Raw genomic sequence first — 25,608 nt, 5'->3', positions numbered from 1 at the left:
AGGAAAATGAATATAATTGATGTTGCAATTATTGCAATTTACATCGCCTTAACCTTGGGTGTTGGAATTTGGATTTCAAAAAGAGCTTCCCAAGGATTAGATTCTTATTTCCTGGGTGGGAAAAGTATCAAATGGTACTACTTAGGGCTTAGTAATGGATCGGGAATGTTTGATGTCTCCGGAACAGCCTGGATGGTTGGTATCCTTTTTTTATATGGCGTAAAGAGTTTTATGTTCATGTGGATGTGGCCTATTTGGAACCAAATTTTTATCATGATTTTCTTAGCAGCTTGGATAAGGCGGTCTAATATTATGACGGGATCTGAATGGATTTTAACACGTTTTGGTGATGATAAATCTGGTCGGGCTTCGCACTTAGTAGTGGCTATTTTTGCTATTGTTGCATCCATAGGATTTATAGCATACTTCTTTGAAGGTGTAGGTAAATTTATGACCATCATTTTGCCATGGGATTTAACGCTGATGCTAAACGATGCGGTCTTTCTAACATCAGATCAAAATTATGCACTCCTTATTATATTTTTGACAACGATTTACACCATTAAAGGCGGAATGTTTTCTGTAGTAGCGACTGAGGTGTTGCAATATGGGATTATGGTTATCGCAGGTGTTTTAATCGCCGGCTATGCTTTTATCACAGTAACTGATGTTCAAATAAATCATGTTATTTCGACAGAATGGTCTAATGTCTTATTTTCAAGTCAACTAGAAGGTTCGTGGACTGGCAAGTTTGAAGCGTTTAATAATCTTATTGACACGCAAGGATATAAAATGTTTGGTGCTTTTATAGGTATGTCTTTGTTTAAAGGTTTTTTTGCAAGTATTGCTGGTCCAACACCGAGTTATGATATGCAGCGCATTTTATCCACACGATCAGTAAAAGAAGCAGCATACATGAGTGGTTTTACAAACCTAGTACTGTTTATTCCACGTTATTTATTAATTGGTGGTGTTGTAGTTCTTGCGCTAGTGCATTTAGCGCCAGAAATGGCAGCCTCAAATACCTTGAGTTTAGCCGATTTAGAAATTATTTTGCCAAAAGTAATTAATGAATATGTGCCTGTAGGTCTAAAAGGATTATTATTAGCAGGGCTTTTAGCGGCATTTATGTCTACGTTTTCAGCCTTTGTAAATTCAGGTCCTGCTTATATTGTAAACGATATTTATAAAAAATATTTTAAACCAGAAGCGACAGACAAGCATTATATAAAAGCAAGTCATATTGCCTCGTTTGCTATTGTTATTTTGGGAGTTATTATGGGATTCTTTGCGGGATCTATTAACTCGATAACTTTATGGATTACTAGTGCGCTTTATGGCGGTTATGTAGCAGCAAATTTTTTAAAGTGGATTTGGTGGCGTTTTAATGGATGGGGTTATTTCTGGGGAATGACCGCCGGTTTATTTATAGCAACGCTTCAATTTTTATTAGATAATAATAAAGGTAGTTTCGAGCCAGGATCTTGGCTGTATGAGGTATCACAAATTCCGGCAATTTATATGTTCCCGTTCATATTCATAGTGTCCTTGTTAGGTTCGTTTCTAGGAACATTACTAACTCCGGCAACCTCAATGGAAACCTTAAAAGAGTTTTATAAAAACGTGAGACCTTGGGGATTTTGGGGGCCAGTTTATAAAGCGTTGCACAAAGATGACAATACGGTTGATAAAAACACTGATTTTGTGAGTGATATGTTAAATTGTGTGGTAGGAGTGGTATGGCAATCCAGCATGATTTTGTTACCCATTTATTTCTTGATAAGAGATTATCCAAAAATGTGGTTGGTGTTATTGGTTTTTATAATAACTACAGTTATTTTAAAATTCACTTGGTTCGATAAAGTTAAAAAATATAAAGATTAAAACGATGAATACAATTCCATGGCAAGACAAGCCCGATAATTGTCAAGATGTGATGTGGCGCTATACTGAAAATCCTATCATAAACAGATATGATATTCCATCATCAAACAGTATTTTTAATAGTGCAGTTGTGCCTTTTGGAGACGGTTTTGCAGGTGTGTTTCGATGCGATAACAAAGCAGTCCAAATGAATATTTTTGCTGGTTTCAGTAAAGACGGAATCAACTGGGACATTAATCACGATCCTATCGTCATGCAAGCTGGGAATACTGAAATGATTGAGTCTGATTATAAATATGATCCACGTGTGGTTTTTATCGAAGACCGCTATTGGATTACATGGTGCAATGGATACCACGGACCAACAATCGGAATTGGGTATACTTTCGACTTTAAAGAATTTTTTCAGTGTGAAAATGCCTTTCTACCTTTCAACAGAAACGGAGTTTTGTTTCCACAGAAAATAAATGGAAAATTCGCGATGTTAAGTCGTCCAAGTGATAATGGTCATACTCCTTTTGGAGATATTTACATCAGCTATAGCCCGGATATGAAATATTGGGGAGAGCACCGTTGCGTTATGAAAGCAACTCCTTTTGTAGATAGTGCGTGGCAATGTACCAAAATTGGAGCTGGACCAATTCCTATTTTAACAAAAGAAGGATGGCTAATGATTTATCACGGTGTTATAAATACATGTAATGGTTTCCGTTATGCAATGGGAGCAGCATTGCTAGATGAAAATCAACCTGATAAGGTCAAATACAGAACGCAACCCTATTTATTAGGTCCTGCAGAAATTTATGAAACAACAGGAGATGTACCAAATGTGGTGTTTCCATGTGCGGCATTACACGACGAAAAGGAAGATAAATTAGTCGTATATTACGGAGCAGCAGACACTTCTGTGGCTATCGCATTTGGTAGATTGAGCGAAGTGATCCAGTTTACAAAAGATAATAGTTTATAAAATTAAGTATGAATTCGAAATATAAATATTTGGCGATTTTGTGTTTAGGTGTATCAATGATGGTTTGTGCGCAATCAAAAAAGGGCGCTATTCCTGAAAGTTATATCGCCTACCACACTTCAGAGAGCATAGTTGTTGATGGTAGCGATGCCGATGTTTCTTGGAGTAAGGTAAATTGGTCAGATCCCTTTATTGATATCGAAGGTGTTCAGAAACCAACCTATAAAACGCAGGTAAAAATGCTATGGGATGATACTTATTTTTACATCTTAGCCAAAATGGAGGAGCCACACGTTTGGGCAGATATTACAGAGCACGACGCGATCATTTTTCACAATAATGATTTCGAAGTTTTTGTAGATCCAAGTGGTGATGCTCAAAATTATTACGAATTAGAAGTCAATGCGATCAATTCTATTTGGGATTTGTTTATTTCAAAACCCTATCGCGAAAAAAACAATGTCGCTTTAAATAATTGGACAGCAACAGGACTAAAGTCAGCAATAAAAATTGACGGTACTTTAAACAATCCTACTGATGTAGATAAAGGCTGGGTAGTTGAGTTAGCGATTCCTTGGAGTGTTTATAAAACGTCTTATTTCCATAAAAACGTTCCTAAAAATAAATTTTGGCGCGTAAATTTTTCGAGAGTTAACTGGGATTTTCAACTTAACAATGGCAAATACGAAAGAAAAAAAGATGCTAAAGGTGCCTATCTTCCAGAATACAACTGGGTTTGGTCGCCACAAGGTGTAGTGAACATGCACGAACCAGAGAAATGGGGTTATGTTTATTTTTCTTCGAAAGAAGTAGGAGCGAAGGATACTTTTGAAATTCCGAATGATGAGAAAATCAAATGGAAATTATTCGAATTGTATCGCGCTCAGAAATCTCATTTTGACAAAAAAAACACCTGGTTTACTTCGATTAGTTCTTTCGCGGTAGCGCCAATAACTATAGAAGGTAAAACAATAAAGCCAATCCTTGAAAATCATAGTTTTGGATGGACAATTTCAGTTAAAAGTCCGTTTTCAAATAAATTGTTGATTATCAACGAAGGTGGTGAATTTGAAACTAGATAAATTGTAGAGAAAGATCTAAAAGCTTTGAAAACAGACCTATTATGAAATTGATAAAATTAATTTTTCTTTTACCCTTGATTATTTCTTGTGGTAGTGCAATCGATAAACAAGTAAAGTCGAATACAGATAGGAAGATCATTGGCTATGCCGCAGGGTATGAGAAATATGATTTTTCGCTAATTGATGCAACGAAACTGACACATATCAATTTTGCTTTTGCAAACATTGTAGAAGGAAAGGCAAAATTTGAGTTGGAAACTGACGCTGCAAAAATTGCAACTTTGATGACGCTTAAAAAGCAAAATCCAAACTTAAAAGTGCTGTATTCTGTTGGTGGTTGGGTTTGGTCTGATCAATTTTCAAGTATGGCGGCTTATGAAAGTACTAGAAAGAAATTTGCAGCAAGCTGTGTGGAGCTACTATTAGAACACGGTTTTGATGGGGTCGATTTAGATTGGGAATATCCAGGACAACGTGCAGAAGACAATGTTTTTCGTCCATCAGATAAAGATAATTTTACCTTGCTATTGGCAGATATACGTAAAGCCTTAGATGCTCAAGGACAGAAAGATAAAACACACTATTTACTGACGATTGCTACTGGAGCAGATCAGGTCTATATTGACCATACTGATTTAGGGCAAGCGCACAAATATCTTGATTTTATTAATGTAATGTGCTACGATTTTTACCAAGGATGGATGTACCAAACTGGACATCATGCAAATTTGTATCCTTCGAACAAAGAAAAGTATGGCGGAAATAGTGGTGTGGAGGCTATTGACAGGCATATAAAAGCGGGTGTTCCTGTAAATAAATTGGTGATGGGAATTCCTTTTTATGGAAGACAATGGGAGAAAGTAGCGTCTGCAGATGCGGTTTTATACGGATCTGCAAATGAAGGAGGTATTATTGTATCTTATTGGGAAATTCTGGATAAATTAAAATCTGGTAAGTACGAAAAAAGGTATGATGAGTCTGCAAAAGCGTCCTATCTCTGGAATGCTACAGATAAAATTTTTGTGTCTTGGGAAACACCAAAAGATATCAAGTTAAAAGCAGAATATATTAAAGAAAAAGAACTTGGAGGGGCTATGTTTTGGGAATATAGTTTAGATAAAGATCAAGAACTATTGAATACACTTTTTGAGAGTTTAAAGTAAATTGTAACTATTAAATACATTCCTATGAAGTCAAAATTTCTGTTAGCATTATTGTCAATTTTTGTTGTGGTAGCTTGCAACCAAAAAGAAGGTAAAAAGGACGCTTCTGAAGCCGCAACCGATGGTTCAGATTTTAAATTCGGTACTTGGATTACTTCCAGTAAAGATAAAACGAAGGAAGCGTATACAGTTGAATTCAAAAAATACAAAGCAGCTGGAATTGATGAAGTTTTAATCAACACATCGACCGACCCAAAAGAATTAGCCCGTTTAGTGCCAATCGCTAAAAAAGAAGGTTTAAAAGTACACGCATGGATTATGGCGGTGAATCGTCCTGGGGATTCCATTGCATTGCAGCATCCAGAATGGTATATGGTAAGTAGAGAAGGTAAATCTTGTTTTGATACCCGTCCTTATGTAGATTATTACCAATGGTTGTGTCCAACAAGAACAGCATCTAGAAATCATATTTTAGGATTAGTCGAAGGTTTGGCTAAAGTGGAAGGTATTGAAAGCGTTCATTTAGATTACATCCGTTTTCCAGATATTTTCTTGCCTATCGGTTTGCTTCCTACATACAATTTAATACAAGAAACTGAAATGGCAGAATATGATTTTTGCTACTGCGATGCATGTGTAAGTGCGTTTGAAAAGGAACATCATAAAAATCCAAGAGATAGTAAAAATACATCTATCGACATGGAATGGAAGCAATTTAGATTGAATGCTATAAAAGCGTTGGTTGCTGATGCTTATAAAATTGTCCATGATAACAACAAAAAATTAACGGCGGCTGTATTTCCTTATCCAGAAATGGCAGATCACATGGTGCGTCAGCGTTGGGATAAATGGGATATTGACGAAGTGTATCCAATGATTTATCATGGATTTTATAATGAAGAAATTGACTGGATAGGTTTCGCTACTAAGCAAGGAGTGGAGGATGTCGCTTCAAAAAACATTGGCGTGAATACTGGAATTTACATTCCACCATTTAAATCTGCTGACGAATTGAAACAAGCCATTCGTTATGCAAAAGAAAATGGAGCCAAAGGAGTTACGTTTTTTGACGGTCCCACATTAACAGATGAATATTTGAAAGCAATTAAAGAAACTAAAGAAAGCTTTAAGAAATAATTCGTTTTCAACTAATTATAAAAATGAATTTGCAACAATGTATTGACTGTGATTTCGTATTTAATAAATATTTTAAATAAAAAGTAATGAAAAAATTTGGTTTCATAATTCTATTTTGTTCTGTTTTCTTGATTAATTGTCAAGGAGCAAAAGAAGCGATCAGCCAAGTTAAATTAACAACTTTTGTAAACCCTTTTATTGGAACAGATGGACCAGGAAATACTTATCCTGGAGCTACGGTTCCTTTTGGGATGGTGCAATTAAGTCCTGATATTGGTATTCCAGGTTGGGATAGGATTGCTGGTTACTTTTACCAAGACTCCATTATTTCTGGGTTTTCTCACCTGCATTTATCGGGAACAGGAGCTGGAGACTTGTACGATATTTTAGTAATGCCAACTAATAGCCAATTTTCAAAAAGAATAGCAGCTAATAGTTTCAAACCATTCTCTAGCTTTTCGCATGAAAAAGAAACGGCATCTCCAGGATATTATGCAGTGGATTTGTTGGATTATAACATCAAAGCAGAACTTACTGCGACCGAAAGAACGGGTATTCATAGATATACTTTTCCAAAAGACGATAACAGCCAAATTCATATCGATTTAGGGTATGCTTTAAATTGGGACAGTCCTACAGAAACCCATTTAAAAGTGATTGACAATAATACTATTGAAGGGTATCGAAAATCATCTGGCTGGGCAAAAGACCAAAGGGTTTATTTTGTTATCAAATTATCGAAACCATTTAAGAGTTACCAAGTATTTAAGAATAATACCGAAACAACTTCACCAGTTACCGACAAAAACACGAAAATTATTCTGAATTATAGTACTTCAGAAAAGGAACAAATTGTTTTAAAAACAGGAATTTCAACGGCTAGTATCGAAGGTGCTTATAAATCTTTAGAAATAGAAGCCCCTAGTTTTGATTTCGACGCATTGAAAAAAGAAGCAGAAAACAAATGGGAAAAGCAGCTTGGTAAAATTGATATTACAATAGCCGACGAGACGAAAAAGAAGATTTTTTACACTATGTTGTATCAGTCCATGTTAGCCCCCACTTTATTAAGCGACCACGATGGAAATTATAAAGGGGCTAATGATAAAACCATGAACGCAAAAGGATTCGATAGATACGATACTTTTTCATTGTGGGATACTTACAGAGCGGCGCATCCATTGTACACGATAATTCATCCTAATCGAGTTTCAGATATGGTGAATTCGTTATTAGCACATTACAAGGAAACGGGTTTACTTCCTGTATGGTCCATGCAAGGCAATGAAACGAATATGATGATTGGTTACCACGCGGTTCCGGTTATTGTCGATGCCTATTTTAAAGGAATCGAAAATTTTGATACTGAGTTGGCTTATGAAGCCTGTATAAAAAGTGCCATCGATCATTCCAGACAAATTGATACCTACATGAAATTAGGCTATGTTCCTGTGGATGAACACCACGAAAACTGGTCGGTTTCTAAAACTTTAGAATATGCTTATGACGATTGGTGTATAGCGCAATTTGCAAAAGCTTTGGGAAAAACCGAAGATTACAATACCTTTTTAAAACGCTCTGAAAACTGGCGAAATGTTTACGATTCGCAAAGCACATTTATGCGTCCGAAATTAACAGATGGTAGTTTTTTGAAGGATTTTGTGCCAAAAGAGTATTCGACTTATTTCTGCGAAAGCAATGCTTGGCAGTATTTTTGGTCAGTTCAGCATGATGTAGAAGGTCTTACCGAAATTGTCGGCGGAAACGAAAAACTTTCGGAAAAACTAGATACCATGTTTAGTTTGAATCCGCTTCCAGGAGACAAACTGCCTATTTTTAGTACCGGAATGATTGGGCAGTATGCTCATGGAAATGAGCCTAGTCATCATGTGGCTTATTTGTACAATTACATTGGAAAACCTTGGAAAACACAAAAGCTTGTTCGAGAAATTTTAGAAACTCAATATAAAAACGAAGCTAACGGCCATTGTGGAAACGAAGACTGCGGACAAATGTCGTCTTGGTATGTATTCAATGCTTTGGGCTTTTATCCAGTAAATCCTGCGCAAGGCGTGTATGCCTTTGGATCACCTTTGGTTGATTCGGCTGTGATTCATTTAGAAAACGGAAAAACGTTTGCCGTAAAAGCGAAAAATAATAATTCAGAAAACATATATATTCAGTCCATTACATTAAATGGAAAAGAAATAAATAGAAATTACATTACGCATAAGGAGATTATCGAAGGCGGAAATTTGTTGTTTACTATGGGGAAAACTCCAAATAAAAATAACAAAAACACGATGGCGACGTCTTCAAAAATATATAGGTAATAAAAGCACGAATGTCAGGCGGAAGCTGAGTCATCAAAAACGTCTTGCAAGGAATAATAATAAAGATTGATAATAAAAATTTAGAAAAATGAATGTATTAAAAAAGGTTGCGGTATTGGCTTTGATTGCTTTCACAGTTTCTTGCCAAACAGTGAAACAAACTAAGGTTTATACAGAAAAGGATATTGCTATTATTCCAAAACCAGCAGAATTAAAACTGGGACAAGGTTCTTTTAAATTTAGCAAAAACACAAAATTTGTGGTGATAGATGCTTCTCAAAAAGCGCTTACTTCTATTTTAACAGATAAATTTAAAAATACATCAGGATGGAACTTAGAAGTTGCCGATAAAGCGCCCTCGAAAGATTTTGTTCAATTTGTGATTGACGAGAAGTTAGCTGATGAAGCTTATAAACTAGAGGTCAATTCTGATAGAGTACTTATTATTGCCAAAGGAAATGCTGGTTTTTTATACGCAATAGAAACACTTCGTCAATTACTTCCTACAAGTATTGAAAGTGCAGCAAAGGTTTCTGATGCAGAATGGGTTATCCCAAATGTAACCATCAGTGATCAACCTCGTTATAAATACAGAGGATTAATGCTTGATGTATCTCGTCATTTTTTCAAAATGGATTATGTGAAAAAAACGATTGATCGTATGGCAATGCTTAAAATGAATGTGTTGCATTTTCATTTAGTAGACGATCAAGGTTGGAGAATCGAAATTAAAAAATACCCAAAACTAACAGAAATTGGTGCTTGGAGAGTAGATCAAGAAGACAAACATTGGGATGGAAGATATACTCCCGCTGCCGATGAAAAAGGTACTTATGGTGGTTTTTATACACAAGAAGAGCTAAAAGAATTAGTGGCTTATGCCGCTACTAAAAATATCGAAGTTATTCCAGAAATAGAAATGCCTGCGCATGTATCGTCTGCGATTGCAGCGTATCCAGAATTATCTTGTCATGAAAGACCAATAGGTGTACCTTCAGGTGGAGTATGGCCAATTACAGATATTTACTGTGCTGGAAAAGAAAATACATTCCAATTCCTAGAAAATGTTTTAACAGAAGTGATGGATATTTTTCCATCAAAATACATTCATGTTGGAGGTGATGAAGCAACAAAAACCAACTGGAAAGTTTGTCCACATTGCAATAAAAGAATGGAGGCAGAAGGTTTAAAAAGTGCCGAAGAATTGCAGAGTTATTTCATTAAAAGAATGGAGCGATTCATCAATTCAAAAGGGAAAAAATTAATTGGTTGGGATGAAATCTTAGAAGGTGGTATTGCTCCAGAAGCTACTGTAATGAGCTGGAGAGGTGTTGCTGGTGGAATCGAAGCTGCTAAACAAGGTCATGATGTGATTATGACTCCAGGTACGCATTGCTATTTTGACCATTATCAAGGACCACAAAACGAAGAGCCGTTGGCTTGGGGAGGTTACACGCCGTTGAGTAAAGTGTACACATTTGATCCAGTTGTAGATACAATGACGCCAGCCGAAGCGAAACATGTGTTAGGTGGTCAAGCCAATTTATGGTCGGAGCAAATAAAAACAGAAGCACATTCTGAATACATGATTTTCCCAAGATTAGCAGCCTTATCAGAAACATTATGGTCGCCTAAAGAATCTCGTAACTGGGAAGATTTCTCTAATCGTATAGAAAGTATGTTTAGCCGTTATGATTTATTAGGTATCAATTACGCAAAAAGTGCTTATTTGGTTATGCACGATGTACAAATTGATATGAAAACTAAAGAGGTTTCATTAGCATTGAAAAATGAATTCACTAATGCAGACATTCGTTATACTTTGGGTGATAAAAAATTAACAGATCAAGCGACAAAATATACGGAACCGTTAAAAATTGATAAAACAACTAAGGTACATGCCTCTCTATTTAAGAATAATCAACCAGTGGGAGTTTCATTCAATACAACTATTGAATTTCACAAGGCAGTAGGTAAAAAAGTAACATTCAAAGAATCCTATAGCGACCAGTACAAAGGGGAAGGTGAATTTGGGTTGACAAATACTTTGCGTGGTACAAAAAACTTTACTGATGGACATTGGCAAGCATGGTTGGGCAAAGACATGGAAGCAGTACTTGACATGGGAGAGACGACTTCGATTCAAGAAGTAACCTTAGGAACTTTAGAGAATCAAGGACCTGGTATTTATTTCCCAACGGCCGTTACGGTATATGTTTCTAGTGATGGTAAAAATTATAAAGAAGTAGGTGTTCAAAAAAGAGCATTTGCTAAAAATCCATCTTTCGATTTAAAAGATTTTAAAATTTCGTTTGAGAAGCAATCAGTACGCTATGTGAAGGTAGTTGCTACGGCTTTAAAAACACTACCTAATGGTGGAAAAGCTTGGTTATTTGTTGATGAAATTTTAATTAAATAAGATATGAAGTATTTAAAAATTATAACTGTTTTTGTGTGCTTGTGTACACTTCAATTGTCGGCACAAGAGAAATTTACTAAAGAACAGCGCCTGGAGTGGTTTCAGGATGCTAAACTCGGTATTTTCATTCACTGGGGATATTATGGTGTAAAAGGTATTGGTGAATCGTGGTCGATGTATCATAAGCGTATTTCGTATGATGATTATATGGCGCAAGGCAAAGAATTTACAGCCAAAAATTACGATCCTGAGGCTTGGGCAAAATTGTTCAAAAAAGCAGGCGCTCGTTATGCAGTATTAACTACTAAACATCATGATGGTGTAGCATTGTGGGATACCAAATTTAGTAAATTAAATGTCGTACAAAAAACACCTGCCAAACGTGATTTAGTAGCACCTTTTGTCGATGCCCTTCGAAAAGAAAACTTAAAAGTAGGTTTGTATTATTCTATAATCGACTGGTCACATCCTGATTATGATGTGGTTTTTCCACGTCCTGATACAAGAAAGAATTACCCTCAAAAGAATCAAAATCAATTGTCACCGTGGCAGCGTTTTCTTAAATTCAATGATGGTCAGCTAAAAGAGTTAAGCACGACTTTCAATCCAGATTTATATTGGTTTGATGGAGATTGGGAAAAGTCAAGCGAACAATGGCAAGCACAGTCTTTGAAAGATTCGTTGTTATCTTGGAATCCAAAAGTGATTGTAAATTCTCGTCTTAAATCATATGGAGATTACAGCACGCCAGAGCAAGGCGTACCAGTAGTTAGACCTGAAGGTGCTTGGGAATTTTGTATGACTATGAATGACAATTGGGGTTATTTCCCTTCGGATACAAACTACAAACCAGTGTCGCAAATCATCAGAACTTTTGTAGAAGTAATCTCTTCAGGAGGAAACCTTTTATTAAATATCGGTCCAAAACCTGATGGAACTATTGCTCCAGAGCAAGTAGAACGTCTAGAAGCATTAGGAGAATGGATTAGTAAACATGAGTCGGCAGTTTTTAATTCTAAAGCCGGTTTGCCTTACGGTCATTTCTTTGGTCCAACCTTATTGAGTAAGGACGAAACTAAAATTTATTTAGCATTATTTGACAATCCTAAAAACTATATTTTATTAAAGGGGATCCAAAATAAAGTGAAATCTATAAAAGTAGTGGGAACGAATCAAGAGTTAAGTTTCGAAAGAAATGGTGGTGCTGAATGGAACAATATTCCTGGGATTTTAAGAATCGAAATTCCACAAGAAAAGAATTTAGACGCAAATACTACCCTTATTGAAGTTACATTAGAAGATGCTCTGGTTTTATACCGTGGTCATGGAAATGCTGTTGAATTAAACAAATAACAAAATGCAAAACCTTATTTCAAAATATACGTATTTCCTCGCCGTTGCTTTTTTTATTGCCACGTTCAACATGGCGGGACAAAAGTCGCAAAAAGAAAAAAATAGTTCTTTAGTCGATTACGTCAATCCACTAATGGGCACCGATTCTTCGTTCGATTTATCAAATGGGAATACCTATCCTGCCATTGCAACACCTTGGGCGATGAATTTTTGGACACCTATGACCTCAAAAATGGGAGATGGTTGGACTTACAAATACGATGAAAATAAAATTAGAGGCATCAAGCAAACGCATCAACCTAGTCCTTGGGTCAACGATTATGCGGCGTTTTCATTAATGGCGGTTACAGGCGAGCTGAAATTTCAAGAGGACGAAAGAGAATCTTGGTTTTCGCATAAGGCAGAAACGGTTAAACCGCATCATTATTCTGTTTATTTAGCGGATTATGATGTAGTGGCAGAGGTTTCTCCAACAGAAAGAGCAGCGCATTTTAAATTTACTTTTCCAGAATCGGAGAAGTCTTATATTATACTCGATGCTTTTTACAAAGGATCGATGGTAAAAATTTTGCCGAAAGAACGAAAAATTATTGGTTATTGTCGTAATAATAGTGGCGGTGTTCCAGACAATTTTCACAACTACTTTGTCGCAGAATTCGATAAAGATTTCGAACTAAACCATACTTGGAAAGATGGATGGCAATTAGTCGAAAACTCTACAAATAGTGAAGGCCAACATGTGGGGGCTATCATTGGTTTTAAAACCAAAAAAGGAGAAACGGTTCATGTAAAAGTAGCGTCTTCGTTTATTAGTCACGAACAAGCACAGCTAAATCTTTCGAGAGAAATAGGCACAGATAGTTTTGAAGTAACTAAAGAAAAAGCAAAAAAAGCTTGGGAAACAGAATTAAGCAGAATCGAAATTGAAGATGATAATATCGATAACTTAAGAACTTTCTATTCTAGTTTGTACCGTGTTTTATTGTTTCCAAGGAAGTTTTACGAGTTTGATGCCGCTAACGAAGTGGTGCATTACAGTCCGTATAATGGTAAAGTATTGCCAGGTTACATGTTTACTGATAATGGTTTTTGGGACACTTTTAGAGCGGTTTTCCCATTTTTTAATATGATGTATCCAGAGCTAAACGGCAAAATTATGCAAGGTTTGGCAAACACTTACAAAGAATCAGGTTGGTTGCCAGAATGGGCAAGTCCCGGTCATCGCGATGTGATGATTGGATCTAATTCGGCGCCTATTATTGCAGATGCCTTTTTAAAAGGAGCCAAAGGCATGGACGCAGAATTATTGCTTGAAGCCATGCTAAAAAATGCAACAGTAGCCGAAGGAAGACCAGTAAATTCTGTAGGTAGAGAAGGATTAGAGTATTATAATAAATTAGGATACGTTCCTTATGATGTCAAGATCAATGAAAATGCCGCTCGAACTTTAGAATATGCTTACGCCGATTTTACCATTGCACAGATGGCGGATAAGTTAGGTAAAAAAGCGATTGCTAAAAAGTATTATAAGCAGTCCATGAACTATAAAAACATGTTTGATCCTTCGACTAATTGGATGCGCGGCAAAAATAAAGATGGCCGTTTTCAAACGCCGTTTAATCCTTTAAAATGGGGTGATGCATTTACAGAAGGAAATAGTTTACATTACACCTGGTCTGTATTTCATGATGTTCAAGGATTAATTGATTTAATGGGTGGTAAAGAACAGTTTGCTTCAAAATTAGACGAAGTTTTTGAGATGCCTCCAAAATTTGATGCTTCTTATTATGGGTTTACCATTCACGAAATTAGAGAAATGCAAATTGTAAATATGGGGAATTATGCACACGGAAACCAACCGATTCAGCACATGATTTATTTGTATAATTATGCTAATAAACCTTATAAAGCGCAAGAAAAAGTTAGAGATGTGTTGACCAAATTATATTCAGCAACGCCAGATGGTTATTGTGGTGACGAAGACAACGGACAAACATCGGCCTGGTACGTTTTTAGCTCCTTAGGATTTTATCCAGTTACACCAGGGGTGGATGAATATGTAATAGGAAGTCCGTTGTTTAAGAAAGCAAAACTTCATTTAGAAAATGGAAATACTTTTGAAATTAATTCGAAAAATAATTCAAAATCGAACTTTTATATCCAAGGAGCCCAGCTAAATGGAAAATCGCATAACAAGACTTTTTTGAAATTTGATACCCTTCAAAAAGGAGGCCTTTTAGAATTTAATATGGGCGATAAACCAAATAAAAATTGGGGAAGCACTGCCGAAAGTGTGCCGTATTCCTTAAGCACTTCAAAAAAATAAAGTAATGAGACAGTTGAAATTAATCGTTCTTTTTGTAATTTTTTGCAATCAATCTATAGTTTTTGCACAACAGCCTGCCGATTTTGTAAATCCATTTATTGGGACATCTAACTATGGAGCTACTTTCCCGGGACCTATTGCCCCCAGAGGTATGGCAAGTATTAGTCCGTTTAATGTGGCGGGAGCTCCAAATAAATTAGAGAAAGACAGTCAATGGCTTTCCAATCCATACGTACATGAAAATACGTTTTTAACAGGGTTCAGTCAAGTCAATTTAAGTGGTGTTGGTTGTCCAGAATTAGGCGTTATATTGCTAATGCCAACCACAGGAAATCTAGAAACCAATCATTTAAGATACGGTTCGACTTACACCAACGAAGTAGCAAAAGCGGGTTATTACAGCACGCAAATTGACAAATACAATGTTAAAGGGGAATTTACAGCTTCGAAACGGGTAGGTGTAAGCAAATTTACTTTTCCAAAAGGACAGGCAAATGTGCTATTGAATTTAGGATTAGGATTGACAAACGAGCAAGGAGCGATGGTTCAAGTGGTTTCTTCAACAGAAATTCAAGGAATGCGTTCTGTCGGAACCTTTTGTTACAACAGTCCCGAAGCGGCTTATCCAGTTTATTTTGTAGCTAAATTTTCTAAACCAGCTGATCGTTTTGGAGTTTGGAAAAAACCAGATACTTATAAAGGAGTAGAGGCACAGTGGATGCCGTACAATGGAAAAAATAGGATGATGGAGCAATCCACAAAAATGGTTGTGGGTGATAGCATCGGGAGTTATTTCAGTTATAATTTCGAAAAAACAGAAACGGTCGAAGTTAAAATTGGTGTAAGCTATGTAAGTATAGAAAATGCTCGTGAAAATTTAGAAAAAGAAACTGGTAATAAATCCTTCGATGCAGTTTACAAAGAAACGTATAACGAATGGAATGAATTGCTTTCGAAAATTAAAGTAGAAGGTGGAACGAGAGATGATAAAACAGTTTTTTACACTGCTTTGTACCATACTTTAATTCATCCAAATACGCTTAACGACTTTAATGGTGAATATCCTGAAATTAAAACGGGTAAAATAGCTAAGACTGATGGCACGCGCTACACCGTATTTTCGTTGTGGGACACCTACCGAAATGTACATCAGTTGATGTCGTTAGCGTATCCAAAGCAACAATCTGATATGGTAAAAAGCATGTTGGATATGTATGATGAAAACGGTTGGTTGCCCAAATGGGAATTGAATTCCACCGAAACTTTTACCATGGTAGGAGATCCTGCAAGCATTGTTATCGCGGACACTTATCTTAAAGGGATTCGTGATTTTGATGTGCAAAAAGCGTATCAAGCCATGCTGAAAAGCGCTGATCAAATAGAGAACAATCCGTTGCGACCAGGATTAAAAGATTATATCGAGAAAGGATTTGTCACCACTGAAAACGGAGGTTCGGTTTCTACGACACAAGAGTACAATGCCGCCGATAATGCCATTGCTTTATTAGCAAACGAGTTAGGAAAAAAAGACGACTTTAAGCGTTTTAAAAATCGTTCTTTATCCTATAGAAAATTGTTCGATAAAAATTATAAACTACTCCGACCTAGAGTCAAAGACGGGAGTTTGTACGAACCATTTGATCCAAATGCGGGAGCTAATTTCACCGAAAACGTAGGTTTTATTGAAGGAAATGCGTGGCAATATGCGTTTATGATTCCGCATGATATTATTGGATTAAAAAAATTAATGGGCGGCGACAAAGGATTTACCAATCAATTACAAAATATTTTTGATACCAATCAATTTGATATGGCGAACGAACCTGATATTGCCTATCCTTATTTATTCAATTATGTAAAAGGAGAAGAATGGCGCAGCCAGAAGTTGGTGGAAGAATTAGTTCGAAAGCATTTTAAAAATACGCCAGCTGGGATTCCAGGAAATGACGATACGGGAACCATGTCTGCTTGGGTAGTTTATTCGATGATGGGGTTTTATCCAATTGCGCCAGGAGAACCAAAATATACCATTACAAAACCTTTGTTTGATAAAATTACCATTCAATTAGATTCGAAATATTATAAAAAAAGTGAATTGGTTATCGAAAAAGAGACCAATTCAAATGGTAAAATCAAACAAATTGAAGTTGACGGAAAAACTCACAAGGAGTATTTTATCGATCATAGTGATTTAGTAAATGCCAAAACATTAAAAATTAGTTTAGAATAAATTATAGCGACTTAATAGACCTGTCAGGTTTTGAAAACCTGATCAGGTCTGCAACCAACCATAAAAATACAAATACAATTAAAATGAAATCATTTCCATTATTACTTACTTTATTTTTTGCTGCTATCGTTTCAGTAAATGCGCAAGAACCGATACGCCATACGGTTTTTAAAAAACAACCTATAAATTTTGGTGGTCAAAAAGGAACAGATCCTGAAGCTGTTAGTTTAATGAGTGGCCGTCTTGCTTATAAAAAAGTGACAGTACCTACTTTCCGCAAAGGAACTGATGTGAAAGTAAAACTGACGGTACGCTCTAATGGCGATCGATGGGATAAATCAGGTTCTTGTTTTGTAGTTTCTGATCCTAAAAAATTGTCCATACTTTCGATCACAGAAAAGGAAGGGAAATTTCCAAAAGATTCTTATGTAGATGATAAATATGCAGGATTTGTTGCTGGTGAAAACTACAATCCTACGGTAGAATTAATGCGATTTATGACGCCTTTTGGTGTTGGGTTTTACAGTGATAACAAAGTAAAAAATAGAAGACCGGTTTATATTCCAACATGGGAAAAACAAGTGGTTTGGGAACACGATATCACTGCTTTAGAAAGCTTGGTGACGGGTACATTTTATGTAGGTGTATGGATTGATTCCTGGACTGCAGAAGGATATGACTTCGATTTAGAATTAATTTATTCGAACAGAAAGCAACAAAAAGTTACTGTTTTACCATTGGTGAACACAATTCCTTACGTTGGCGGACAACAAATTCCGGATAATTTTGCGCATAAAGATTTGGAGAAAATCTTTAATTTAAAAAAGAATGTAAAAAATGTAAAATTACATTACATCACTACTGGACACGGTGGACATAGTGGTGGAGATGAATTTATCAAATTAAAAAACAGTGTTTATTTTGACAACAAACTAGTTTTAGATACTATTCCGTGGCGCGATGATTGTGCTTCGTTTAGACGATTTAACCCCACTTCAGGTGTATGGGTAAGAAAAGATTCAGCTTCTTACATCAATTCTAAAACGAATAAATACGAGATCAAAGAAATCGAGGAACGCATTGCTTCATCAGATTTATCAAGATCAAACTGGTGTCCAGGTTCTTCAGTTGAGCCAATGGTGGTGAAGTTAAGCGACCTGAAAGCCGGTTCACATGCTTTGAAAATTAAAATTCCAGCAACTCCTGTAGATGGTGATAAGCTAAACCACTGGTTGGTTTCGGCATATCTTACGTATGAGGAGTAAAATTAGAAAGGATATTTATTTTGGTAAAATCAAGTTGTTTCGCTGAAGCTGTAGCGTGTCTGCCTAAAAGATAATGTGTCTTTTTTGAAAGGAAATGTATAGCAGGGGAAATGAAGGTATAATACCAGATTATGCTTTCTAAAGGATTTTAGAAAGCATAAATTAAAATTAAATTTAGAGTCGGAACGGTTGTTTCTGGCTCTTTTTTTATGGCAAATTTCAAAATAGCATTGGTTAAAATGTTTGAGAACGATGTGTACTATAAGAGGCTAAACACATCTTCGAATTTAGTGTTCATTTAAATAAGTCGTTTTTTTTAGATATCGTAAAATAAACTGGTAGGTACTGGTGTATAAATTAAGAAAACTGTTATATTTTTGAGAATCGCTATTAAAAGAAAAATATTTATATCAATTTGGCATTTTTCGAATGTACTTATGGTGTGAGGTAAAACTATAATAGATCAAAAATAAAATCACGTTAAACTAGTTAAAAATGAAACAAACAACCCATTTATTGCAAGTGTTTTTCCTATGGTTTATAGGAATAAATGTAGTTCAAGCCCAAACGCTTGACCCTGTTATTGAAAATCCAGATGTTATAGGAATTAATAAATTAGATGCACGAGCAACTTTTTTTCCTTACAATTCAGTTGCATTGGCAAAAGCGGATAACCTTGCAAAAGCCGAAAATTATTTATTGCTAAACGGGATTTGGCAGTTCAATTACGTTGATTCACCAGAACAAAGACCAACTGATTTTTACAAGGACAATTACGATAGCTCTAAATGGAGTACAATAAAAGTTCCGGCAAACTGGGAAGTAGAAGGTTTTGGAATTCCTATTTATGTGAATGCTTCTTATCCTTTTCAAAAAGGAGAATTGAATCCGCCAGATATCCCTGATGGGAACAATCCAGTAGGTTCTTATAAAAGAACTTTTGATGTTCCAACTAATTGGAATGGAAAAGATTTGTTTATCCACTTTGGAGCTGTAAAATCGGCTTTCTATATTTGGATCAATGGAGAAAAAGTGGGCTACAGCCAAGGTTCTAAGCTTCCGGCGGAATTTAACGTAACGAAGTTTGTTAAACCAGGAAAAAATACCATCGCATTAGAAGTGTACCGCTGGAGTGACGGTAGTTATTTAGAGTGTCAAGATTTTTGGAGAATTTCAGGAATTGAGCGCGATGTATATATGTATGCTAGACCTAAGGTACAGTTAGCAGATTATTTTGCGAAAGCAGGTTTAGAAAACAATTACACTGATGGTGTTTTTGATTTAGCAGTAGATCTTAAAAGTATCGATTCTAGAAAGCAAAAAGGAAGTGTTTTTGTCGAAATTGTAAAAGACAATCAGTCCGTTTATAGTAGTTCTTCTGATTTTGAAATAAATGGGAATTCTGCAAATACAATCAAATTTAAGAAAAGCATTCCACAGGTAAAAACTTGGTCAGCCGAAATACCGAATTTGTATCAATTGAACATTGTTATCAAGGATAAAAAAGGAAATGTATTGGAGGCGATTTCGAAGAAAATAGGATTTAGAACTTCTGAAGTAAAGAATGGTCAATTTTTAGTAAATGGTAGACCAATCTTATTTAAAGGGGTTAACAGGCACGAGCATGATCCAAACACGGGTCACGTGATTTCTCGCGAAGACATGCTAAAAGATATTAAAATATTTAAAGAGTTTAATATCAATGCAGTGCGTACAGCACATTATCCTAACGATCCATACTTCTATGAGTTATGTGACGAGTATGGTATTTATGTGGTTGATGAAGCCAATATAGAATCACACGGAATGGGATATGCCTTAGATCGAACTTTGGCTAACAATCCTGCTTGGTTAAAAGCACATCTATCTCGCGTTGAGAGAATGATAGAAAGAGATAAAAACCATCCATCTATCGTTATTTGGTCTTTAGGGAACGAATCAGGAAATGGTTATAACTTTTATGAGTCGTATTTATTAGCCAAAAAGCTAGATGAGACTAGACCAACACAATATGAACGTGCCGTACACGAATGGAATACAGATTTATTTGTACCAATGTATGATACACCAGAACAGGTAGAAGCGTATGCTAAAAACCCAAAAAATACTAAACCCTTAGTACAATGTGAATATGCACATGCTATGGGAAATAGTATGGGAGGATTTAAGGAATACTGGGATTTATATGAGAAATACGATAAATTGCAAGGTGGTTTTATTTGGGATTTCGTTGATCAAGGAATAAAAACCGTAAAAAATGGTAGAGAGATTTTTGCTTATGGTGGTGATTATGGTCCAGAAGGAACGCCAAGTGATAATAACTTCTTGAATAACGGATTAGTACAACCAGACCGTAAACCAAACCCTCATATTTATGAAGTAGCACACATTCACCAAGATGTAAAATTTTATGAAAATGATCTTGCCAATGGCGTTATAGACCTTAAAAACTGGTATTTCTTTAGAGATTTATCAAACTACAAATTAAATTGGGAAGTGATTGCCAATGGTGAAGTTGTAGATTCAGGAACGATAGACAATATTGTGACTGCACCACAAGCGAAAAAAGCAATTAAGATTCCTTTTACAACTACATTTAAAAAGGATGTAGAATATTTCTTAAATGTTGCTGCGATCTTAAAAACAGACGAGCCTTTATTGAAAGCAGATTACAAAGTGGCTTATGAGCAATTTAAATTGCAAGCAGCAAATGTTCAGGTTCCGCAAAAAGCGATTGATGCTGTTAGTTATAAAACAAAAGGAGACGTTATTAGTGTTACAGGAAAAGAGTTTGAAGTTACTTTTGATCAAAAAACTGGAACTTTAACAACGTTTAATTTTAAGAATAAAAGTCTTGTAGAAAGTGGTCCGCAAGTGAACTTCTGGCGTGCACCAGTAGATAATGATTATGGTGCTGGCACTCAAAAAAGATATAAAGCGTGGAAAGACGCTGGGAAATCTGAAAAAGTAACTACTACTGTAAAACAACTTTCAAAAACTGATGTTCAAATTAGCTTTACTAAAGACTTGTTTGGTGGAGACGCTAAATTAATTGAGACTTTTGTAGTAGATGGAAACGGTGCTGTAAAAGTGACTAACGAATTGAAAGCAATAAAAGGAAAACACCCAGATTTTTATAAATTCGGAAATAAATTAGTTTTACCAGAAGCCTATAAAAATATTACTTTTTACGGTAAAGGACCTTTCGAAGCTTATGCTGATAGACAACATGCTGCCAAAGTAGGTTTGTATAAACAAACCATTGCTGAACAGTATTTTCCATACATTCGTCCGCAAGAGACTGGAAATAAATTAGAAGTGCGTTGGGTATCTCTTACTAAAGAAGATGGTTCCGGAATTAAAATTATAAGTGAAAAACCACTTTCAGTTTCAGCGCTTAACTACAGTGAAGACGACCTACATTCAGGTGATGAAAAAGGGCAACACCACGCCGGAGAAATAGATCCTAGAAAAGAGGTTTTTGTAAATATTGATGGATTCCAACAAGGATTAGGAAGTATTAACAGTTGGGGAACATTGCCATTGCCGCAATACCGATTGCCTTTCAAAGATTATTCGTATTCGTATTGGATGATTCCGGTAGCAAAATAAAATATTTTATAATTGTTAAAACCCCGCAGTATCGACTTTTTATCAAGCATAATCAGTCGATACTGTTTTTTAAAATAAAACGAAATGGTGAAATATTGTCTATTATTATCGCTGATAATTTTATCTTCTTGCAAAGTTCAAGAAACACAGCAAATTGCATTAAATCCTGCAAAATCTTTAGAAGAAACAAAACCACAAACACCTATTATGGGATGGTCGAGTTGGAATAACTTTCATGTTAACATCAATGAAGAAATAATTAAGGCGCAAGCTGATTTTATGGTTTCGTCTGGTATGGCTGCAGCAGGTTATTCTTATGTTAATATTGACGATGGTTTTTTTGCGGGTAGAGATAAAAAAGGAGATTTAATTGTGCATCCAGAGCGTTTTCCTAATGGGATGAAAGTAATTTCAGATTACATCCATTCTAAAGGTTTGAAAGCTGGTATATATGCTGATGCAGGAATCAATACCTGTGCTTCGCATTGGGATAAAGACACCATTGGCGTAGGTTCTGGGCTTATGGGTCATGATCGAAAAGACCTGAAGTTGATGCTTAATGATTGGAATTACGATTTTATAAAAGTAGATTGGTGTGGTGGAGATTGGTTGGGATTAGATGTAGAAACTCGTTATACTCAAATTGCTAACGTCATCAAAGAAATTAAACCCAATACAGTCTATAACATTTGTAGATGGGAATTTCCAGGAAAATGGGCACTTCAAATCGCTGATTCTTGGAGGATTTCTGGAGACATCACTAATACATTTAGTTCGATTTTACATATTATCGATTTAAATGCTGATTTATGGAAATATGCCTCTCCAGGTCATGTGAACGATATGGATATGCTGCAAGTTGGACGGGGAATGAGCTATGAAGAAGACAAAACGCATTTCTCAATGTGGTCTATGATGAACTCACCACTTTTAGCGGGGAACGACTTGAGAAGTATGACTAAGCAGACTATTGAAATACTCACAAACAAGGAAATTATCGCATTAAACCAAGATCCACTGGTATATCAAGCCCGAAGATTAGTTGATAATGGGGATTTAGAAGTATGGGCCAAACCATTGGTTTCAACTATGAGCGGTAAAGTTGCCGTAACTCTATTAAACAGATCGAATAAAACGGCAACCATCAGTTTAGACTTAAATACCGTTGGTATCGATGCCTCAAAAGGGTACAGTTACCGCGATTTATGGACTAAAAAAGATTTTGATCGCTCTGAAAAAAGCACATTGAGTTTTGAAGTACCTAAACATGGAGTTGTTGTTTTAACTCTTGATGGGACAGCAAAACCGTTCAATGTTTTTCAGAATAAATAAGTAACTATTAGCGATCTAAGGGTATGGAGATTATAAAAATAAGATTAATTAAAAAACACCTGATGAAGTACAAGCTAATTACGGCAATTTTATTCGGTTTAATTTTTACAACATCCACTTTTGGACAGCAGTCCACTAGGGAAGTTTTGACTTTAGAAAAAAATTGGCGTTTTCATAACGGAGATGTTGCTAATGGTTCTTCTAAATCGTTAAATGACTCCAAATGGGAAAAAGTAACGGTGCCGCACGATTGGGCAATAAAAGGCCCTTTCGATAAAGAAATTGATATACAGAACGTAGCTATTGTTCAAAACGGAGAGGAAGTGGCTACCAAAAAAACCGGTAGAACTGGAGCATTGCCTTATATTGGCATTGGTTGGTATCGCAACGAATTTTCTATACCAAATTTTAATTCTGATAAAAAGGTAATTCTACTTTTTGAAGGTGCGATGAGCGAGCCGGAGGTTTTTATAAATGGAAAAAAAATAGGCAGCTGGAATTATGGTTATAGCTATTTTTATTTTGACATAACACCACATATTTTGGGCACTTCAGAAAATACTTTAGCGGTTAAATTGACTAATAGAGAGTTGTCTTCCCGCTGGTATCCCGGTGCTGGTTTGTATCGAAATGTCCGACTTATTGTTAAAAATAACGAAAGTATTAATCAATGGGGCACGTTTATAACAACACCGTTAATTACTTCTGAATTAGCGAAAGTAAACATCAAAACCAAAGTCTCTGGGGAACAACTTACACTAGTAAGCCGCATTAAAGATGCTTCTGGAAAAACTGTAGCTATTGATAGCACCGCTGCTATTTATGGCAATGAGTTTGAGCAGAATATTGCTGTAAACAATCCAAATTTATGGAGTCCCGAAACGCCATATTTGTATACTTCTGTTTCGCGACTATACGCTGGTAATATTTTAAAAGATGAGACTTCAACCAAATTTGGAATTCGAAAAATAAAATACGAAGCTAATAAAGGATTTAGCTTGAATGACTCCATTATCAAGTTTAAAGGGGTTTGTTTGCATCACGATTTAGGTCCAATTGGTACTGCAGTAAATAAAGCAGCGTTGCGTAGGCAACTAACAATTTTAAAGGATATGGGTACCAATGCCATCCGAAGCTCTCACAATATGCCTTCTTTGGAACAACTTGAATTGTGCGACGAAATGGGCTTTATGTTTTTAGCCGAAAGCTTTGATGAATGGGCAAAACCAAAAGTAGAAAATGGCTATCATCGCTATTTTGAAACAGATGCCGAAAAAGATATTGTAAACCTAGTTCAGGCTACGCGAAATCACCCTAGTATTGTCATGTGGAGTTCTGGAAATGAAGTTCCTGATCAATGGGGAAGTGAAGGCGCAAAACGTGCTAAATGGTTGCAAGATATTTTTCATAGAGAAGACCCTACCAGACCAGTAACCGTGGGTATGGATCAAGTAGAGGCAACTATGGCATCTGGATTTGGTGCAGTGTTAGATATTCCGGGATTAAATTATCGAGTACATTTATATGACGAAGCATATAAGGCTTTTCCGCAAGGACTAATTCTAGGTTCCGAAACTGCTTCGACGGTGAGTTCGAGAGGAATTTATAAATTTCCTGTTGTGGCTGCAAAGATGAAGGAATATGATGACTTTCAATCCTCTTCTTATGATTTAGAAGCCTGCAGCTGGTCGAATATTCCAGATGAAGATTTTGTTTTACAAGACGACAAACCTTGGGTAATTGGCGAATTTGTCTGGACAGGATTTGATTATTTGGGCGAACCTACACCTTATGATACGAAATGGCCTTCGCGAAGTTCTTATTTTGGAATCAATGATTTGGCAGGTTTGCCAAAAGACCGTTACTATTTGTATCGAAGCCGTTGGAATATAAAAGAAAAAACTTTACACATGCTTCCGCATTGGAACTGGGAAGGACGTGAAGGCGAAGTAACACCTGTTTTTGTCTATACAAGCTATAATAGCGCCGAACTTTTTGTGAATGGAAAGAGTATGGGTATTCAGAAAAAAAATAACAGTTCGCCTACAAACAGATACCGATTAATGTGGATGGATGTTAAGTATGAACCAGGAACTATAAAAGTGGTGGCATTCGACGATGAAGGAAAGGCCGTTGCTGAACAAGTAACGAATACTGCAGGGAAACCCTATAAATTAGTGTTAGAAGCTGATAAAACACAACTTGATGCAGATGGTAAGGATTTATCTTTTGTTACGGTATCTGTGGTGGATAAAAACGGTATTCCATGTCCCACAGCTACTAATCAACTACAGTTTAATGTGAAAGGAGACGGTGTTTTTCGCGCCGCTTGTAATGGTGATGCGACTTCACTGGAAATGTTCCATTTACCCACGATGAAATTGTTTAGTGGTAAACTGGTTGTTTTGGTTCAGTCAGTTTCCAAAGCTGGTGAGATAGAGTTAAAGGTCACAGGAAAGGGATTGCAAACAGCAAAAATAAAAATTACTACTAAAAACTAAA

The 25,608-nt window shown here is 36.0% G+C and carries 14 protein-coding genes; all 14 read left to right on the top strand.

Annotation, left to right across the window (positions count from 1 at the left end; translation table 11 throughout):
- Positions 1-6 precede the first annotated feature (6 nt).
- The 14 genes from E0F98_RS09670 to E0F98_RS09605 all read left to right on the top strand — a co-directional run bounded on the left by E0F98_RS09670 (position 7) and on the right by E0F98_RS09605 (position 25,607).
- Positions 7-1,884 (top strand): sodium:solute symporter family protein, encoded by a 1,878-nt coding sequence (locus tag E0F98_RS09670; protein WP_132110895.1) that lies wholly within the window; start codon positions 7-9, stop codon positions 1,882-1,884.
- 4 nt (positions 1,885-1,888) lie between these two features.
- Positions 1,889-2,854, top strand: coding sequence for a glycoside hydrolase family 130 protein (locus E0F98_RS09665; RefSeq protein WP_132110893.1), 966 nt, complete (start codon positions 1,889-1,891; stop codon positions 2,852-2,854).
- Positions 2,855-2,862: 8 nt separating this feature from the next.
- Complete coding sequence (locus tag E0F98_RS09660) at positions 2,863-3,936, top strand: carbohydrate-binding family 9-like protein (RefSeq protein WP_132110891.1); 1,074 nt, start codon at positions 2,863-2,865, stop codon at positions 3,934-3,936.
- Between the two features lie 41 nt (positions 3,937-3,977).
- Complete coding sequence (locus tag E0F98_RS09655) at positions 3,978-5,099, top strand: glycoside hydrolase family 18 protein (protein WP_132110889.1); 1,122 nt, start codon at positions 3,978-3,980, stop codon at positions 5,097-5,099.
- Positions 5,100-5,123: 24 nt separating this feature from the next.
- Positions 5,124-6,236, top strand: a complete 1,113-nt coding sequence (locus tag E0F98_RS09650) for a putative glycoside hydrolase (RefSeq protein ID WP_132110887.1) — start codon at positions 5,124-5,126, stop codon at positions 6,234-6,236.
- An 86-nt stretch (positions 6,237-6,322) separates the two neighbouring features.
- Positions 6,323-8,569, top strand: a complete 2,247-nt coding sequence (locus E0F98_RS09645; protein WP_132110885.1) for a GH92 family glycosyl hydrolase — start codon at positions 6,323-6,325, stop codon at positions 8,567-8,569.
- An 88-nt stretch (positions 8,570-8,657) separates the two neighbouring features.
- Positions 8,658-10,988, top strand: coding sequence for a glycoside hydrolase family 20 protein (locus E0F98_RS09640; RefSeq protein WP_132110883.1), 2,331 nt, complete (start codon positions 8,658-8,660; stop codon positions 10,986-10,988).
- Between the two features lie 3 nt (positions 10,989-10,991).
- Positions 10,992-12,341: an alpha-L-fucosidase gene (locus tag E0F98_RS09635; protein WP_132110881.1), complete on the top strand. Its 1,350-nt coding sequence runs from the start codon at positions 10,992-10,994 to the stop codon at positions 12,339-12,341.
- 70 nt (positions 12,342-12,411) lie between these two features.
- Complete coding sequence (locus E0F98_RS09630; protein ID WP_243699229.1) at positions 12,412-14,667, top strand: GH92 family glycosyl hydrolase; 2,256 nt, start codon at positions 12,412-12,414, stop codon at positions 14,665-14,667.
- A 4-nt stretch (positions 14,668-14,671) separates the two neighbouring features.
- A complete protein-coding gene (locus E0F98_RS09625) occupies positions 14,672-16,897 on the top strand; it encodes a GH92 family glycosyl hydrolase (protein ID WP_132110877.1) in 2,226 nt (741 codons plus the stop codon).
- An 83-nt stretch (positions 16,898-16,980) separates the two neighbouring features.
- Positions 16,981-18,162 (top strand): PNGase F N-terminal domain-containing protein, encoded by a 1,182-nt coding sequence (locus E0F98_RS09620; protein ID WP_132110875.1) that lies wholly within the window; start codon positions 16,981-16,983, stop codon positions 18,160-18,162.
- A gap of 495 nt (positions 18,163-18,657) precedes the next feature.
- Positions 18,658-21,774, top strand: coding sequence for a glycoside hydrolase family 2 TIM barrel-domain containing protein (locus tag E0F98_RS09615; protein ID WP_132110873.1), 3,117 nt, complete (start codon positions 18,658-18,660; stop codon positions 21,772-21,774).
- A gap of 84 nt (positions 21,775-21,858) precedes the next feature.
- On the top strand, positions 21,859-23,106 hold the full coding sequence (locus E0F98_RS09610; RefSeq protein WP_132110871.1) for a glycoside hydrolase family 27 protein: 1,248 nt from the start codon (positions 21,859-21,861) through the stop codon (positions 23,104-23,106).
- 62 nt (positions 23,107-23,168) lie between these two features.
- The gene (locus E0F98_RS09605) at positions 23,169-25,607 is read left to right on the top strand and encodes a DUF4982 domain-containing protein (RefSeq protein WP_132110869.1); all 2,439 of its coding nucleotides are present in this window, start codon (positions 23,169-23,171) and stop codon (positions 25,605-25,607) included.
- Position 25,608 lies beyond the last annotated feature (1 nt).

This window comes from Flavobacterium hiemivividum, assembly GCF_004349145.1.
In the GTDB taxonomy this organism is placed as follows: domain Bacteria; phylum Bacteroidota; class Bacteroidia; order Flavobacteriales; family Flavobacteriaceae; genus Flavobacterium; species Flavobacterium hiemivividum.
The sequence above is the reverse complement of the archived record's forward strand: the minus strand, read 5'-3'. Positions and strand labels throughout refer to the sequence as shown.